The sequence below is a fragment of the Thiothrix litoralis genome, assembly GCF_017901135.1.
Classification (GTDB): domain Bacteria; phylum Pseudomonadota; class Gammaproteobacteria; order Thiotrichales; family Thiotrichaceae; genus Thiothrix; species Thiothrix litoralis.
The window spans coordinates 1,787,674-1,804,863 of the sequence record NZ_CP072801.1; the positions used below are offsets into that span (position 1 = coordinate 1,787,674).

Below are 17,190 nucleotides of genomic sequence, written 5' to 3' on the forward strand. Positions count from 1 at the left end.
GTCATAACCTTGATCTTGTACCCGTGAGGGTCTTATAAGCCGCTTTTCAGGCTTGCTTCAATAAATTTGTCCAGATCGCCATCCAGTACCGCTTGTGTATTGGCTGTTTCTACGCCCGTCCGCAAATCCTTGATGCGTGACTGGTCGAGAACATACGACCGAATCTGACTGCCCCAACCAATGTCGGATTTGCTGTCTTCCAGCGCCTGCTTTTCGACATTGCGCTTTTGCATTTCCAGCTCATAGAGTTTGGCACGCAATTGTTTCATGGCGTTGTCTTTATTTTGATGCTGGGAACGTCCGCTTTGGCATTGCACCACCGTATTGGTCGGCGTGTGGGTAATCCGTACCGCTGATTCAGTTTTGTTGATGTGCTGACCACCCGCACCGGAGGCACGGTAAACGTCGATGCGTAAATCCGCCGGGTTGATGTCGATTTCGATATTGTCATCGACTTCAGGCGAGACGAAAACACCACTGAACGAGGTGTGGCGACGGTTGCCAGAATCGAAGGGCGACTTGCGCACCAGACGGTGTACGCCAGTTTCGGTACGCAACCAACCAAAAGCATAAGGGCCTTCAAAGCTGATACTCGCACCTTTGATACCCGCCACGTCGCCGGGGCTGGCTTCGAGCAGTTCAACCTTAAAGCCTTTCGCCTCACCCCAGCGCAGGTACATACGCAACAGGATTTCCGCCCAGTCTTGTGCTTCCGTGCCGCCGGAACCGGCTTGAATGTCGAGGAAGGCGTTATTGCGATCCATCGGCCCGGAGAACATGCGTTCAAATTCGAGCTGGGCAACGTGCTTGTCGATACCGTCTACGTCCGCGATGACGGCATTAGCGCTGTCTTCGTCGTCTTCCATTTCGGCAAGTTCGAGCAATTCTTTCGCATCACTGAGGCCGGAACTGATCTTATCAATACCGCCGACAATGCCATCGAGAATGGCGCGTTCCTTACCCAAATCCTGGGCACGTTGTGGATTATCCCAGACTTTGGGGTCTTCCAGTTCGCGGGTAACTTCTTCTAAGCGTTCGTTCTTGGTTTCGTAGTCAAAGATACCCCCTCAGAGCGTCAACGCGCCCTTGGAGATCTTTGATTTTGGTATAGGTGGGGTTGAGTTCCATGATTCTGCCAATCTGCAAGAAAAGCTGACGATGATAGCAATCATGGGGGGATAATCAAAGCACAGAAATAATACCTTAACCCTACTAGCACTAATTCAATCTCGACAACTGACTCCCGGTCATTTAATATTCCCCACAATCAATTGACCGGCAGTCATTAACATGAAAAATCCCTCCGTGCTTGCATCCCGTTTCGTGCAAACCCTGTTACTAGCAACTAGCCTGACAACCCTCAGCCCGCTTACCCAAGCAGAAGACGCCAAGCCAGCCAAAACCAACGCTGCGCTCGCCGTTAGCGTCACCAACCCCAGCGCCGCCGACTGGAACAGTGGCATCACCGCCAGCGGCACGCTCAGCCCGTGGCAGGAAGCGATTGTCGCCTCTGAAATCGGCGGGCAACGCATTGCCAAGCTACAGGTAGACATCGGCGATAAAGTCAAACAAGGCCAGACACTCGCTATCCTCGCGCCCGAAGCCGTGCAAGCCGACCTTGCCCAAGCCGCTGCTCATGTCGCCCAAGCGGAAGCCAGCCTTGAAGACGCCAAAACCAATGCTGCCCGCGCCCGCACCCTGAAATCTTCCGGTGCCCTGCCCGCCCAGCAAATCGACCAGTACCTCACCACCGAAGCCACCGCCAAGGCCAACCTCGCTGCCCAAAAAGCCGCGATGCAATCCCAGCAAATCCGTCTGGAGCAAACCCGCATCACCGCACCCGACAATGGCATTGTGTCTTCCCGCAGTGCCACTCTTGGTTCGGTCGTACAAACGGGCACAGAACTGTTCCGGCTGGTGCGCCAAAACAAGATCGAATGGCGGGCAGAAGTCGCCGGGCGTGACGTTGCCAGCATTCAGACCGGGCAATCCGCCAACCTGACTCTGCCCACCGGCGAAAGCGTCAGCGGAATCGTCCGCGTAGTTTCCCCCACACTCGACGCCAATACCCGTAACGCCACGGTTTACATCAGCCTGCCCAGTGACAGCCCCGCCAAAGCGGGCATGTTTGCGGAAGGCCAAATTCTCACCGGTTCCAGCAAAGCAATGGGGCTGCCACAATCGGCGGTTATCCTGCGTGATGGCAACCGTTACGTGTTTGAAGTGGATGCGGATAACCATGTGCTCCAACGCCTCGTCAAAACCGGGCGACAGGCTGACGGCAAGGTTGAAATCCTCGAAGGCATTGCCCCGGCTGCCCGGGTAGTCGCCACCGGTGGCGCATTCCTCAATGACGGTGACACCGTACAAATCATCGACAAAGCGCCGGAAACCGCCCCCAATAACGCCAGTAACCGGGATAAGCCAAAACCATGAATGTATCCGCTTGGTCAATCCGTAATCCGGTTCCCGCCATCCTGCTGTTTGCGCTGCTGACATTCCTCGGTGTCAAAGGCTTCAAAGCACTAGGTATCCAGAACTTCCCCGACATTGACCTGCCTACCATTACGGTCAATGCCTCGCTGGAAGGCGCTGACCCGGAACAGCTCGAAAGCGAAGTCGCCCGCAAGATTGAAAACCAGCTTGCCACCATTGCCGGTGTCAAGCACATCCGCACCACCCTGACCGACAGTTCGGCGAACATTGCCACCGAATTCGACATCGACAAGGATACCGAAGTCGCCCTCAACGAAGTGCGCAACGCGGTCGACACCATCCGCGCCAATTTGCCCGCGCAAATGAACGACCCGATCGTTTCCAAAGTCACCACCGCAGGTAGCTCGCTAGTCACCTTCACCGTTGCCTCCCCGAATATGGATGAGGAAGCGCTCTCGTGGTTTGTCGACAACGACATTACCCGCAAACTCATGGCCGTTAAAGGCGTTGGCAAAGTCTCACGGGTCGGCGGCGTCAACCGTGAAGTGCGCATCTCGCTCAACCCGGCACTGATGGCAGGCTTGGGCGTCACCTCGGCTGATGTTTCCGCTCGCTTGGGGCAAATGCAGCAAGATGCCCCCGGCGGACGAGGCGATGTCGGTGGCAGCACCCAATCCGTGCGCACGCTGGGGCGGGTGAAAACCGCTGATGAACTCGCCAGCATCGACATCCCCCTATCCAACGGGCGGCATGTCCGTCTGGATCAGATTGCCCGCGTTGAAGACACTATTGCCGAACGTTCCACCCACGCCTTGCTGAATGGGCAAGAAGTCGTCGGTTTCCAGATCACCCGTACACGCGGCGCGAGTGAAATTGCCGTGGTCGATGGCGTGCGAGCCGAGTTGACAAAATTTGCCACCAGCCACCCGCAAGTCAAGATTGAGGAAGCCTACAACTCGGTTGAACGGATTCAAGCCAACTACACTGGCTCGATGCACCTGCTCTACGAAGGTGCAGCCCTCGCCATTTTGGTGGTACTGCTGTTCCTGCGTGACTGGCGGGCAACCTTTGTGTCGGCAGCCGCCTTGCCACTGGCGATAATCCCTACCTTTGCGGCGATGCAATATTTCGGCTTTTCCCTCAATATCCTCACCCTGCTGGCGCTTGCCTTGGTCGTGGGGGTACTGGTCGATGATGCCATTGTGGAAGTGGAAAACATCGAACGTCACTTGCGTATGGGTAAAACCCCGTATCAAGCCGCAATGGAAGCTTCTGATGAAATCGGCCTCGCCGTTGTTGCCACCACCTTTACGCTGGTTGCCGTATTCCTACCCACAGCCTTCATGGGCGGCATACCGGGGAAATTCTTTGAATCCTTTGGCATTACCGCTGCGGTGTCGGTGGTATTTTCACTCTTGGTGGCGCGATTACTCACGCCCATGATGGCGGCCTACATGCTCAAGCCGCACAAAGCGTCCAACAACAAGGAGCCAGAGGGTGACGGCTGGATCATGCGCTCTTACCTCAAAACCGTCAGTTGGTGTTTGAAGCATCGCTTTATCACCGTCGGCTTGGCGATTGCTCTGTTCATTGGTTCCCTGATGCTGGCTCAATTGCTACCGAAAGGCTTCGTACCACCGGCTGACACTGCATTAACCTCGGTGTCACTGGAATTACAACCGGGCAGCACGTTGGAAGAATCCCTAGCACTTTCTGAACAAGCGCGGCAGTTACTCGCACCAATGACCGATGTAAAAAAAGTCTTCGCGGTAGCAGGTGGCGGTGGTGGTGGCGTCAGCAGCGGCCCTATGCAGGAAAGCAGCGCAGCGGATGTGCGTAAAGCCAGCCTCACTCTGCAACTCACCACCCGCGAAGAACGTTCACGTTCACAAACCGAAGTGGAAAGCGAAATCCGTACCCGCCTGAAACCATTGCCGGGGGTACGCTTCACCGTAGGTTCTGGCGGTTCTGGCGACAAAATGCAGGTGGTACTTGCCAGTGATGATGGCGGCTTGCTGCTCACCGCTGCTCAAGCGGCGGAACGCGATTTGCGCACCCTGCAAGGCATTGGCAACGTGGTTTCTGGCGCTAGCCTGCAACGCCCCGAAATCCACATCACTCCCAATTTCACCCGCGCGGCAGAATTAGGTGTGACCACTGAAGCCTTGGGTGCTGTGGTACGAATCGCCACCAGCGGCGACTTTTCCACCCGTTTGCCCAAGCTGAATTTGCCACAACGGCAAATCCCGATTCGGGTGGAATTGGAACGTTCAGTGCGCGAAAATCTGGATACCATCCGCCAATTACGCATTCCGGGGCGCAACGGTTCCGTGCCACTCTCTGCCGTGGCGACAGTCGAAATGGGCAGCGGCCCAGCACAACTCGCCCGCTTTGACCGGATGCGTAACGTCAGTATCGACGTGGAATTGAACGGCTTACCCGTCGGGCAAGTGATGGCGGAAGTGGATAAATTGCCCTCCATGCAAACCTTGCCACCGGGTGTTATCCGCCAATCGTCGGGCGATGCCGAGCGCATGGCGGAACTGTTCGGCGGCTTCGGCGGTGCGATGCTAATTGGCGTTATGCTGATTTATATTGTATTGGTACTGCTATTCCACGACTTCTTGCAACCGATCACTATTTTGACAGCATTACCACTGTCGGTAGGCGGGGCATTCGTCGCGCTGTTGTTGACGGGGATGAGTTTCTCGATGCCTGCGGTTATCGGCTTGCTGATGCTGATGGGGATTGTGACCAAAAACTCGATCCTGTTAGTGGATTACGCGGTCATGGCGCGGGAACGTGACCAAACCGGGCGTATCCCTGCGCTGATCGACGCTTGCCACAAACGGGCACGCCCGATTGTGATGACCACGATTGCGATGGGCGCGGGAATGATGCCAACCGCGCTGGGGTTGGCAGCCGACCCCAGCTTCCGCCAGCCGATGGCGATTGTGGTGATTGGCGGCTTGATCGCCTCAACCTTCCTGAGTTTGTTGGTGGTTCCAGCCGTGTTTACCTTTATTGATGACATTTTGGTCGGCTTCAGGAAAGTCAGCGGGAAATTGAAACATGCGTAACTACGGGAGCTGAACATGAACGTCTCTGCTTGGTCGATCCGCAACCCTGTTCCCGCGATTCTGCTGTTCGCGCTGCTGACCTTCTTGGGCATTGGCGGTTTCAAGTCATTGGGTATCCAGCAATTCCCGGATATTGAATTGCCCATTATCACGGTCAGCATGGCGTTAGAGGGTGCATCCCCTACGCAATTGGAAACCGAGGTGGCGCGTAAGGTGGAAAATGCCGTCGCCAGTTTGAGCGGCATCAAGCACATTTACGCCAACCTCACCGACGGCATGGCAGTGGTCAGCGTCGAATTCACCATCGACAAAGACAACGAGGTCGCGCAAAACGAAGTGCGTAACGCGGTTGATACCATCCGCGCTACCTTGCCTGCCGCCATGACTGACCCGGTGGTATCCAAAATCAGCACCACTGGCAGCCCTATCCTGACCGTGACGGTTGCTTCCGACAAGCTGGACGAGCAAGGCTTGTCATGGTTTGTGGACAATGAAGTCACCAAGGAATTGCTGGCCACCAAAGGCGTCGGGCGGGTATCACGACTCGGCGGCGTTGACCGCGAAGTGCAGGTCAACCTCGACCCCACCCGTATGAGCGGCTTGGGCGTTACCGCCAGCGATATTTCCCGGCAATTGCTGCAAGTGCAACAGGATGCCTCCGGCGGGCGCGGCGATGTGGGCGGCAATATCCAGTCGATCCGCACCCTTGCTGCGGTGCAAACGGCGGATGAAATCGCTACGCTCGATATTCCCCTCTCCGATGGGCGACAGGTGCGCCTTAACCAGATTGCGCAAATCAACGACACTGCCGCCGAACGTTCCACCTATGCCTTGCTGGATGGCAAACCTGTCATCGGCTTTCAAGTCACCCGCACTAAGGGCGCAAGCGAAGTGGCGGTTGCAGCAGCGGCTCGCGCTACTATTGCACAGCTCAAAACCGCTTACCCGCAAGTCACTTTTGAAGAAGCCTTCGACACCGTGACCCCGGTGCAGGAAAACTACGACGGTTCAATGCTCTTGCTGTATGAAGGTGCTGCCCTCGCGATTCTGGTGGTTTTCATTTTCCTGCGTGACTGGCGGGCAACGCTGGTGTCGGCGGCGGCGCTGCCGCTGGCCATCATCCCCACCTTTGCGGTGATGCACTATTTCGGCTATTCCCTCAACCTGCTGACCTTGCTGGCAATGGCGCTGGTAGTCGGGGTTTTGGTCGATGACGCGATTGTAGAAGTGGAAAACATCGAACGCCACTTGCGCATGGGCAAAACGCCTTATCAAGCCGCGATGGAAGCCGCCGACGAAATCGGCCTCGCGGTCATTGCCACCACGTTTACACTGATTGCCGTATTCCTGCCGACCGCTTTCATGGGCGGGATACCGGGGAAATTCTTTGAACCGTTCGGCATTACCGCAGCGGTGGCGATTTTCTTCTCGCTGATCGTGGCGCGGCTGCTCACGCCGATGATGGCGGCTTACATCATGAAAGCGCACCCCCAGCCCAACGCTAAAGATGGCTTCATTATGCGCCACTACCTGCGGCTAGCACGCTGGTGTTTACGCCATCGCCTGATCACGCTGGTAGCCGCGCTTGGCTTGTTTGCGGCCTCGCTGGCCATTATCCCGCTCTTACCCACAGGCTTTATCCCGGCAGATGACGGGGTGCAAACCGCCGCCAAACTCGAATTGCAACCGGGCAGCAACCTCGATGAAACCTACGCCGTCGCAGAACAAGCTCGCCATTTGCTGGCAGACGTGCCGGAAATTACCCGCGTATTTACCACAGTCGGCTATTTCAGTGGCGACGGTGGCCCATTTGCGATGGGGGCAAGTGCCGACGTGCGCAAAGCCACCCTGAGCATGGTGCTGAAAAACCGCCACGAACGCAGCCGCAAGCAAGGCGCTATCGAAGCTGACATCCGCCAACGCCTGCAAGCCTTGCCGGGCGCACGGGTAACGGTCGGGCTAGGCGGCGAAAAGATGCAAATTGTTCTGGCCAGCGATGATGCGCAAGCCTTGAAAACAGCGTCCAATGCCGTCACCCGCGACTTGCGTACCCTGAAAGGTATCGGCAATTTGTCGTCCAGTTCCAGCTTGCAACGCCCGGAAATCCAGATTATCCCCAACTATGCGCGGGCGGCGAATGCGGGCATTACCGCGCAAGCCTTGTCCAGCACCATCCAGATGGCCACCAGCGGGGATTTTTCCGCGCAATTGCCCAAGCTGAACTTGCCACAACGCCAGATTCCGATCCGGGTACGGCTGGATAAATCCTTCCGCGAAGATTTGGATCAAATCCGCCAGATCAAAATTCCTGGCAGCAAAGGCATGGTCAACCTTGCCAATGTCGCCGAGGTGCGCATGGGCAGCGGCGCAGCGCAAATCGACCGTTTCGACCGCAAGCAAAACGTGACACTGGATGTGGAACTCAACGGGCGCAGCTTGGGCGAGGTGATCGCCGAAGCGGATAAGCTCCCCTCACTGCAAAACCTGCCCGCTGGGGTTAAACGCCAGAATATCGGCGATGCGGAAACCATGGGGGAATTGTTCGGCAGTTTCGGTACGGCAATGCTGATCGGGATCATCTGTATTTACATCGTGCTGGTGTTGTTGCTGCACGACTTCCTGCAACCGTTGACGATTCTAGCGGCGCTGCCCTTGTCGCTGGGCGGGGCATTGCTGGCCTTGCTGGTCACGGGCAATAGCCTGTCGATGCCATCGGTAATTGGCTTGCTGATGCTGATGGGGATTGTGACCAAGAACTCGATCTTGCTGGTGGATTACGCCATGCTGGGGCTGCATGAACATGGGTTGGGGCGCTTTGATGCACTGGTGGATGCTTGCCACAAACGCGCAAGGCCAATTGTGATGACCACGATTGCAATGGGCGCGGGGATGATGCCGACCGCGCTGGGGTTGGGCGCTGACCCCAGCTTCCGTGCACCGATGGCGATTGTGCTGATTGGCGGGCTGATTGCGTCGACCTTGCTGAGTTTGTTGGTCGTGCCAGTGGTGTTTACGTTTGTGGATGATGTGCTGAAAGGGATTCGGCGGCTGTTTGGGATGGCGAAGACGGCGTAGGGTTTGTCGGGCTAAAGCCCGACCCACGCCTCACCTCTTCACTTCTTCCCCATCCGCGCCTTCAAATCCGCAAACGGGTTGTGGGTCGCTGCGGCTGGCCCTTTCGTACCTGCTGAACCACCATGTTCCGCTTCGATCTGCTTCTGGTGTTCGTTGTCGTGGCAATACAGGCACAGCAATTCCCAATTACTGCCATCCTGCGGGTTATTGTCGTGGTTGTGGTCGCGGTGGTGCACGGTCAATTCACGCAAGTTGGCATGGCTGAATTCGCGGGCGCAACGCCCACAAATCCACGGGTACAGTTTCAAGGCTTGTTCGCGGTAGCCTTTGGCGCGTTCATCCGCGTTTTTGCGGGCATTCAGGACAATTTTGGCGTGATCTGGATTCATGGTTTTCCCCTAACAATGATGATGGGTTTATTGTATACGATTTTGGCGCTGAAACTCGACAACTGACCGCGAGTCATTTACACTCGTTACAAACAACTGACCAGCAGTCATTTATATGCAAATCCGTGCCACCAACCCCGAAGACAAGGAGCAGCGCCGCGAAGCGATCCTTGATGCTGCCGAACAACTTTGGCTTTCACAGCCTGAGCGCACCTCCAATGTAGCAGAAATTGCCAGCGCGGCGGGGCTCGCCAAAGGCACAGTTTACCTGTATTTCCGCAGCAAGGAAGAGTTGTTCCTCGGCATTCACGAGCGCCATGTCGGCACGTTTTTCCAGCGGATGACACAACGCGCCCTACAAGACAAACCGATGTCGTTGGACAGCATGTTCAATATCAACCGTCAGTTTCTGATGGATACGCCCGCTTTCCTGCCACTCGCGACACTCTGTCACGGCTTACTGGAACGGCAAATACCACTGGAAATCGCTTACGCGTTTGAAGAACGCACCTACACCCATCTGAACCAAGTGGTCACCGCGCTGCAACGCCATTTTCCGCAAGCAAACCAGCCGTTGATGATGCAAAGCTACGCCCTGATGCTGGGCTTATGGCAATTACTGCGCCCTACCCCGTTGAAAGAGCTCATGCAAGAGCGTTCCTTACTATCCACTGGCAACAATGACTACCTCGACATGCTGGAAGCAGCCCTGCACGCCCTGTGGCGCGGCTCACTCACCTCAAAGGACTGACTGCAATGAAAAAAATCATTCCACTCCTGCTGTTACTCACACTAGGCGCATGTAAAGAACCCGAAATACCGGCAACCGTGATCCGCCCCGCGCAAGTCTGGACAGTCAGCGACCAAGCCACTACCCGCAATGGCGTCACCTATTCCGGCGAAACCAAAGCACGCGAGGAAGCCGACCTTGCCTTCCGGGTGAGTGGCAAAGTCATTACCCGCAAGGTTGACCCCGGTGATAGCGTCAAAGCCGGGCAAGTGCTCGCCAGCCTCGACACCACCGATTTAAACCTCAATATCAACACCGCCCGCGCCAGCCTCGCTGCGGCGGAAGCCGATTTCACCCAAGCCAAAACCGAGCTGGCACGCGTCAGCACATTGCGCCGCAAGCAATTCATCGGGCAAGCCTCACTGGATAGCGCCCAAGCCGCGCATGATGCCGCTGCCGCCAAAGTTGCCTCTGCCAAAGCCCAGCTCAAACTGAGCGGCAATCAAGCAAGCTATACCGAACTCCGCGCCGAGCAACCCGGCATCATTACCCAAGTTAATATTGAAGCGGGGCAAGTCATCGCCGCCGGAACCCCCGCCGCCCACATTGCTTACGCAGGCGAACGCGACATCCATATCCGTGTGGGCGAAGCCACCGCTCAAACCCTGCAAACCGGCGCACTGACCGACATCAAACTCTGGTCACAACCCGACACCGTATTTCAGGGCAAGGTACGTGAAATTTCCCCCGCCACCGATACCACCCGTAGCTTTCTGGTCAAAATAAGTTTGCTCAACCCGCCAGCCGATTTACGCTTGGGGGTCACGGCAGATGTCAGTCTGGTCAGCACGACCACCGAAGCCAGCCACTGGTTGCCTGCCTCCGCCCTGTTCCAGCAAGGCCAGCAAACTGCCGTATGGGTGGTGAATACTGACCAGCAAGTGCAATTACTTCCCATCAAAGTGCTCGCTTACCACGAAAGCGGCGTCACCGTGACTGGCCTGCAACCAGGTACAAAAGTGATTGCTGCCGGTGTCCACAAACTCAGTGCTGGGCAAGTCATCAACCCCGTTCCTTATGACGGTGCGGAGGCTTCTTGACTTCCTCCCCTCCCTAAAGGAAGGGGATTCCTAATTCATCGAGAACAGGACAACGACACCGAAATGCCATCACCGCTAACATTCTCTCCAAAGGCTAACACCGCCAGTCCGGCGGCTAAAATGTTACGTGCTGCATTCACGTCACGGTCGTGGGTTGCGCCACATTCCGGGCATTCCCAAGACCGCACGTCCAGCGGCATGTTTGCTTTCACGAACCCGCAGCCGTTACAGCGTTTGCTGGAAGGGAAGAAACGGTCGATTTCGACATACGTCCTGCCTGCCCAGTGGGCTTTGTATTCAAGCTGGCGGGTGAATTCCCCCCAACTCGCATCGGCAATGTGCTTGGCTAATGTTGGGTGTTTAATCATGTTTTTCACGGCGAGGTTTTCAGCGCAAACCACTTGGTTCTCGTTAATCAGTTTGCGGGACAGCTTGTGCAAGTTGTCCGACCGGCAATCGGAAATCTTCGCGTGAACACGGGCAACGTTGCGTTTAGCTTTCAGCCGATTCTTGCTGCCAAATTTCTTCTTGGCAAGACGGCGTTGGTATTTCGCCAGTTTAGCCGCGTGTTGGGCGGTGTGGCCGGGATTGCCGGACTTGAAGCCGTCGCTAGTGACGAACAAATCCTTGATGCCCACGTCAATGCCCACCTTTTTGTCGGTGACGGGCAACAGCGTGGGTTCAAATTCACACAAGCAAGACACGAAATAGCGTCCGGCCTGATCTTTGGACACGGTGACAGTGGTCGGGGCAGCAGGAAGTGGCTGGCTCCATCGAATGTCCAGCGGCGCAGCGCACTTAGCCAGCTTCAATTCACCGTTGCGGAATGTAAAAGCACGGTAAGTAAATTCTACCGACTGTCGGTGCTTTTTGGATTTGAAGACAGGGTATTTTGCCCTGCCCTCAAAAAAGTTCTTGAACGCGGTTTGTTGGTTCCGCAAGCATTGTTGCAGCGGAACACTGGAGACTTCATTCAAGAAAAGCAGCTCAGGCCATTGTTTGATGGCGGTCAATCGCGCATTAGCACCCAGGTAACTGACCTTTTCCTGAGCCTGATCGTAAGCATCCGTGCGGTAACGCAAAATGCTGTTGTACACGTAACGCACACAACCAAACGTCTGCGCCAGCAACTTTTCTTGTTGCAGGTCTGGGTAAAACCGGAATTTGTAGGCGCGTTTCGTTGGCATGACTCACAGTGTAGTCCATGCCGTGTTCGTTGTGCCTGTTTAACCAAAATAGCGTAAACGAAAAGAGGAGCGAGAACAGGGTCGGCTCCGCCGACGCGCTATCCCTCCCCGACCTGAAGGACGGGGTATCTCGCGCAAGATGGATGAAAGGTTTTAACCTGTCCGAATGGGCATTACGTCACCGCAATTTCGTGCTGTATTTGATGATCCTGACGCTAGGCTTGGGTATTTTCGGCTACAGCAAGCTGGGGCAATCGGAAGACCCGCCATTTACCTTCAAGGTCATGCTGGTGCAAGCCTACTGGCCGGGGGCAACTGCCGAAGAAATGGAAACACAAGTCACTGAGCGCGTGGAAAAAACCATTATCGAAACGGCCTATGTTGACGTGGTGCGTAGCTTTTCACGCCCCGGTGAAGCCAATATTTTCGTGATTGCCAAAGATAATTCCCCCTCAAGCGCCATGGCAGGCATGTTTTACGACATCCGCAAACGCGTCGGCGACATGAGCAGCACCCTGCCACAAGGGGTGATCGGTCCCGTATTCAACGATGAATTCGGGGAAACTTACGGCAATGTGTTCGCCCTGACAGGTGACGGTTTTAACTTTGCGCAATTGCGTGATACAGCCGACAACATCCGCAAGGAGCTGTTGCTGGTCAAGGATGTTGCCAAAATACTCAGCATTGGCGAACAAAGCGAACGTGTCACTATCGAGCTTTCCAACAGCAAGCTGGCAAACCTTGGCTTCAGCGTGCAGCAACTGGTCGATGTCTTGCAGGCACAAAATGGCATCGCCGCCGTGGGCGCTTACAACACCGCATCCGACCGTATTTACGTGCGCCCCGAAGGTGCTTTCAGCAATCTGGAAGATATCCGCAACCTGCCCATCAATATCGGCAACCGCACCCTGCGCTTGCGCGAAGTCGCGGAAGTCAAGCGTGGATACGCTGACCCAGCGCACTCCACCTTCCGTTATGAGGGAACCGAGGCGCTGGGCATTGGTGTTTCCATGCGCAAAGGCGGCGACATTATCGCGCTGGGCAAATCACTGGATGAAGCCTTGGTGCGCATCGAAAGCCAACTGCCGGTCGGCATGGAATTGCACCGCGTCAACGATCAACCTTCCGCCGTGAAACGTTCGGTGGGGGAATTCCTGCAAGTGGTGTTTGAAGCCATCATCATCGTGTTGGCGGTGAGTTTCATCAGCTTGGGGATGCGGGCAGGCACGGTGGTGGCACTTTCCATTCCGCTGGTGTTGGCAGGCACGTTTTTCGCCATGCATTTGTTTGACATTGGCCTGCACAAAATCTCATTGGGTTCGCTGGTGCTGGCGTTGGGGCTACTGGTGGATGACGCGATCATTGCCATTGAAATGATGGTGGTGAAAATGGAAGAAGGCTGGGACAGGGTAAAAGCCGCCAGTTTTGCCTACACCACCACCGCGATTCCAATGCTAACCGGCACGCTCGTCACCGCCGCAGGCTTTTTACCGATTGCCACCGCTCAATCGTCGGTCGGGGAATTTACCCGCTCGATCTTTCAGGTCGTCACCATTGCACTGGTGATTTCGTGGTTTGCGGCAGTCATTGTCATCCCGTATCTGGGGTTTAAGTTGCTGCCAGATCATGTGCCACACGACCCCACGGTGAAAAAAACAGGCGCTATTTCACGCCTGCTAAAACCCTTTCTGGATTTCCAGCATCATCTGGCGGAAGGCTTTTACCGCTGGTTTCGGGGTCTGATCAAAGCCTGCGTGGGCTATCCGCTAACGGTGATTTTCTTGACGATTGCCACCTTCGCCGGGTCGCTGTTCATGTTTCAGTTTGTGCAGCAACAGTTCTTCCCGGACTCCACTCGGATGGAATTGATTGTTGACCTGAAACTGCCGGAAGGCTCTTCCCTGCAAGCCACCCAAACCGAAGTGGACAAGCTGGAAGAGTACCTGAATACCCAAAAAGAACACCTTGAGAATTTTGTGGCGTATGTAGGCAACGGTTCACCACGTTTCTACCTGCCACTGGATCAGCAATTACCTGCCGCGAGCTTTGCGCAATTCGTGATTACCACCAACAGCATTGCTGACCGTGAAGCCTTGCGCAGCAAACTGATTACGCTACTGGATACCAACCCGGATTTCAGTCTGGCACGCGGGCGCGTGATCCGCCTCGAAAATGGCCCGCCGGTTGGCTACCCGGTACAATTCCGCGTGTCGGGTGAGGACTTGTGGCAACTGCGCGAACTGGCTGAGCAAGTGGCAACGGTGATGCGAGGCAATCCACATCTGGTCAATGTGCATCTGGACTGGAACGAACGCAGCAAAGCCATCCGCCTCAAACTGGATACTGCCAAAGCCATCAGCCTCGGCGTAACCCAATCGGCCTTGTCACAGTTGTTGCAAAGCACCTTGAGCGGCACACCGATTGGCGAATTCCGCGAACAGGATCAAACCATCCCCATTTTGTTACGCGGCGTGGCAGGCGAACGTGACATGCTGTCACGCCTTGCCGGGTTGAATGTGCCGACTTCAACGGGCAAAACTGTGCCGTTGTCGCAACTGGCGAAAATCGACTACGAGCAGGAAGAAGGCATTATCTGGCACCGCAACCGCACTCGAACCATCACGGTGCGCGGAGATATTTACAGCAAAATTCAAGCCCCCACCGTAACGACGGAAGTCGAATCACGGCTCGGTGACATCCGCGCCAAGCTACCCTTGGGCTATAAGCTGGCAACGGGCGGAGCCGTCGAGGAAAGCGCCAAAGGCAACGAATCCATCGGTGCAGGTTTCCCGTTGTTCATTGTAGTGGTGTTGACCTTGTTGATGATCCAGCTCCAGAGTTTCCAGCGGGTGATCATGGTAGTACTAACTGCACCGTTTGGCCTGATCGGGGTCACGCTATTCCTGCTGCTGTTTGACCGCCCCTTTGGGTTCGTGGCTATGTTGGGGACGATTGCACTATCGGGCATGATTATGCGCAACTCGGTGATTCTGGTAGACCAAATTGAACGTAATATTACTGAAGGGCATATCCCACGCGAAGCCGTGATCGAAGCAGCGGTACGGCGTTTCCGTCCGATCATGCTAACGGCGTTAGCGGCTATTCTCGCCATGATTCCCTTGTCGAAAAGCGTATTTTTTGGACCGATGGCGGTGGCGATTATGGGGGGATTACTGGTGGCAACACTGCTGACGCTGTTATTTTTGCCAGCAGTGTATACGGTGTGGTTTAAAATGACGCAAGGCCGCCAAGCCTTTAGCGGAGAAACTCAAGCCAACGGGTAAAGGTCATCGCAGGGCAAGGCTGCTAGACAATCCTGCAAGTTGCGCCCATCTGGGAACACCCGATGCGGCGCAAGATCGGCCAGCGGCAGCAACACAAAAGAACGTTCAGCGATACCCGGATGCGGTACGTGTAAATCGGGTGTTGCGATCACTGCATCGCCGTATAACAGCAAATCCAGATCAAGCGTTCGCGCACCCCAACGTAAACCAGCATCACGTACCCGCCCATGCGCCCGTTCCACCACAAACAGGGCTTCCAGCAAAGCATGGGCAGACAGATCGGTGTGGACACAAACGACGGCATTCACATAATCCGGCTGGTCTTGCGGCCCCATCGGTTTGCTGGTGAAAAAGCGCGACACGCCACGCAATTCCACCCCATCAGCCGCCGCAAGTTGCGCAATGGCAGAATGCAGATTGGCGACAGAATCGCCCAGATTACTGCCCAAGCCGATATAACAAATCACAGCCTTCATTCCGCAGACGGTGGTGGCGCAGCTTTGCTACTGCCTGTGCTTTTCTTGCGCTTTTTACGGCGGCGCAGGCCACCTTTTTTATCGGCGGAATCCCGACACAGCACTTCACGCTCTTCCTGCGTGGCAAACTGGAAGGTCGTCCACCATTCAGCGTCTTCCTTCACTGGCTCGCCAGCCTCGGCACGCAGGCACAGGAAGTCATAAGCCGCCCGGAAACGCACATTCCCCACCAACGCCGAAGCACGACGTAAATCACGGTAGCGGAAACGCGCCTGCAACGCCCAGATTTCGCGGGTAATATTGCTAAAACGGCGCGGTACAGCAGTGAAATCGACTTGATCACGCAAAGCATCGGTAGCCGCTTCATTCAGCGCCTGTAGTTCCGGCGCTCCCTCGGTCTGTAAGGCCAGTGCCGCCAAGTTCACCTTGTGCCACAACAGCACGGCGTACAAGAACCCCGGCATGACTGATTTGCCTTCACGCAAACGCTGATCGGTATTGCCTAACGACAATTCCACCATGCGCTCGAAATTACCGCTGCTGTCTTCCTCAATGCTCTCGGCCGTCAACGGCAGCAAGTGTTGCAACATATCGTATTCACGCAGCAGACGGAACGTATTCAGGCCATCGCCGCTGTGCAATAACTTGATGATTTCGTCGAACAAACGCGCCGACGACACCCCTTCCAGCAAAATTGCCAGTGAAGTCATTGGTTCACGGGTGTCTTCCTCGATCGCAAACCCTAATTTAGCAGCAAAGCGGATAGCGCGGAGCAAGCGCACCGGGTCTTCGCGGAAACGCATTTCCGGGTCGCCAATCAGACGGATTTGACCGTGGCGCAAATCTTCCAAACCACCCACAAAATCCAGCAACTCGCCACTGATCGGGTTGTAAAACAACGCATTGATGGTGAAATCACGCCGCCACACATCTTCATCGAGTGTGCCGTAAACGTTATCGTGGGTAATGCGGCCTTCGTCATTGACCTTGCCGCCCGCATCGCTGTCATCATGTGGGGCACGGAACGTAGCGACTTCCAGATAATCACGCCCGTAATAAATATGCGCCAAGCGGAAACGTCGCCCGATCAAACGGCAGGAATTAAACAAGCGGCGGATTTCTTCCGGGCGGGCGCTGGTAGCAATATCAAAGTCTTTCGGGGTAATCCCCAACAGCAAATCGCGCACACAACCACCCACCAGATAGGCTTCGTAGCCCGCCTTTTGCAAGCGCCGGATCACATCTTTAGCACGACCACAGACTTTATCGGGGGGTATATGATGCACGGCGGAAGGTACGTGCGCAGCAGCATCCTCGTGACTTAACATCTCGATTGACCCTGCAAATTCCGTTTTACACACACTATCGCTTAAACTCCCACCATAAAAGTGGTAATAATACTACTACCGCACATGAATACCTATCCTATTGGA

The 17,190-nt window shown here is 55.5% G+C and carries 11 protein-coding genes; 6 read left to right on the forward strand and 5 right to left on the reverse strand.

Annotated elements, in window-relative coordinates:
- Window positions 1-32 precede the first annotated feature (32 nt).
- Window positions 33-1,128 (reverse strand): peptide chain release factor 2 gene (gene prfB, locus J9253_RS08655; RefSeq protein ID WP_210224201.1). Its coding sequence is split into 2 segments (ribosomal slippage): window positions 33-1,055 and window positions 1,057-1,128, totalling 1,095 coding nucleotides; the frame shifts between segments, so codons are not numbered across the junction.
- A gap of 162 nt (window positions 1,129-1,290) precedes the next feature.
- On the opposite strand from prfB, the gene J9253_RS08660 reads away from it, so the two are divergent.
- From J9253_RS08660 to J9253_RS08670, 3 genes are read left to right on the forward strand one after another with little or no spacing between them, the layout of a single operon-like run.
- Window positions 1,291-2,436, forward strand: coding sequence for an efflux RND transporter periplasmic adaptor subunit (locus J9253_RS08660; protein ID WP_210224202.1), 1,146 nt, complete (start codon window positions 1,291-1,293; stop codon window positions 2,434-2,436).
- Window positions 2,433-5,516 (forward strand): efflux RND transporter permease subunit, encoded by a 3,084-nt coding sequence (locus J9253_RS08665; RefSeq protein ID WP_210224203.1) that lies wholly within the window; start codon window positions 2,433-2,435, stop codon window positions 5,514-5,516. Before J9253_RS08660 ends, J9253_RS08665 begins: the two co-directional genes overlap by 4 nt.
- A 15-nt stretch (window positions 5,517-5,531) precedes the next feature.
- Window positions 5,532-8,591, forward strand: coding sequence for an efflux RND transporter permease subunit (locus J9253_RS08670; protein ID WP_210224204.1), 3,060 nt, complete (start codon window positions 5,532-5,534; stop codon window positions 8,589-8,591).
- Between the two features lie 38 nt (window positions 8,592-8,629).
- Here the strand turns inward: J9253_RS08670 and J9253_RS08675 are convergent, their stop codons facing one another.
- The gene (locus J9253_RS08675) at window positions 8,630-8,980 is read right to left on the reverse strand and encodes a YajD family HNH nuclease (protein WP_210224205.1); all 351 of its coding nucleotides are present in this window, start codon (window positions 8,978-8,980) and stop codon (window positions 8,630-8,632) included.
- A 115-nt stretch (window positions 8,981-9,095) separates the two neighbouring features.
- On the opposite strand from J9253_RS08675, the gene J9253_RS08680 reads away from it, so the two are divergent.
- Both J9253_RS08680 and J9253_RS08685 read left to right on the forward strand, forming a co-directional pair.
- On the forward strand, window positions 9,096-9,731 hold the full coding sequence (locus tag J9253_RS08680; RefSeq protein ID WP_210224206.1) for a TetR/AcrR family transcriptional regulator: 636 nt from the start codon (window positions 9,096-9,098) through the stop codon (window positions 9,729-9,731).
- A gap of 5 nt (window positions 9,732-9,736) precedes the next feature.
- Window positions 9,737-10,810, forward strand: a complete 1,074-nt coding sequence (locus J9253_RS08685) for an efflux RND transporter periplasmic adaptor subunit (protein WP_210224207.1) — start codon at window positions 9,737-9,739, stop codon at window positions 10,808-10,810.
- 35 nt (window positions 10,811-10,845) lie between these two features.
- Here the strand turns inward: J9253_RS08685 and J9253_RS08690 are convergent, their stop codons facing one another.
- A complete protein-coding gene (locus tag J9253_RS08690; protein ID WP_210224208.1) occupies window positions 10,846-11,997 on the reverse strand; it encodes an RNA-guided endonuclease InsQ/TnpB family protein in 1,152 nt (383 codons plus the stop codon).
- A 143-nt stretch (window positions 11,998-12,140) separates the two neighbouring features.
- Here J9253_RS08690 and J9253_RS08695 point away from each other — a divergent pair, with 143 nt between their 5' ends.
- Window positions 12,141-15,281: an efflux RND transporter permease subunit gene (locus J9253_RS08695; protein WP_210224209.1), complete on the forward strand. Its 3,141-nt coding sequence runs from the start codon at window positions 12,141-12,143 to the stop codon at window positions 15,279-15,281.
- Here the strand turns inward: J9253_RS08695 and folK are convergent.
- Together folK and pcnB are read right to left on the reverse strand one after the other, a co-directional pair.
- On the reverse strand, window positions 15,266-15,757 hold the full coding sequence (gene folK, locus J9253_RS08700; RefSeq protein ID WP_210224210.1) for a 2-amino-4-hydroxy-6-hydroxymethyldihydropteridine diphosphokinase: 492 nt from the start codon (window positions 15,755-15,757) through the stop codon (window positions 15,266-15,268). The two genes, J9253_RS08695 and folK, sit on opposite strands and share 16 nt — an antisense overlap.
- The gene (gene pcnB, locus J9253_RS08705; RefSeq protein ID WP_210224211.1) at window positions 15,754-17,085 is read right to left on the reverse strand and encodes a polynucleotide adenylyltransferase PcnB; all 1,332 of its coding nucleotides are present in this window, start codon (window positions 17,083-17,085) and stop codon (window positions 15,754-15,756) included. The genes folK and pcnB overlap by 4 nt, the downstream gene beginning before the upstream one ends.
- Between the last annotated feature and the right edge of the window lie 105 nt (window positions 17,086-17,190).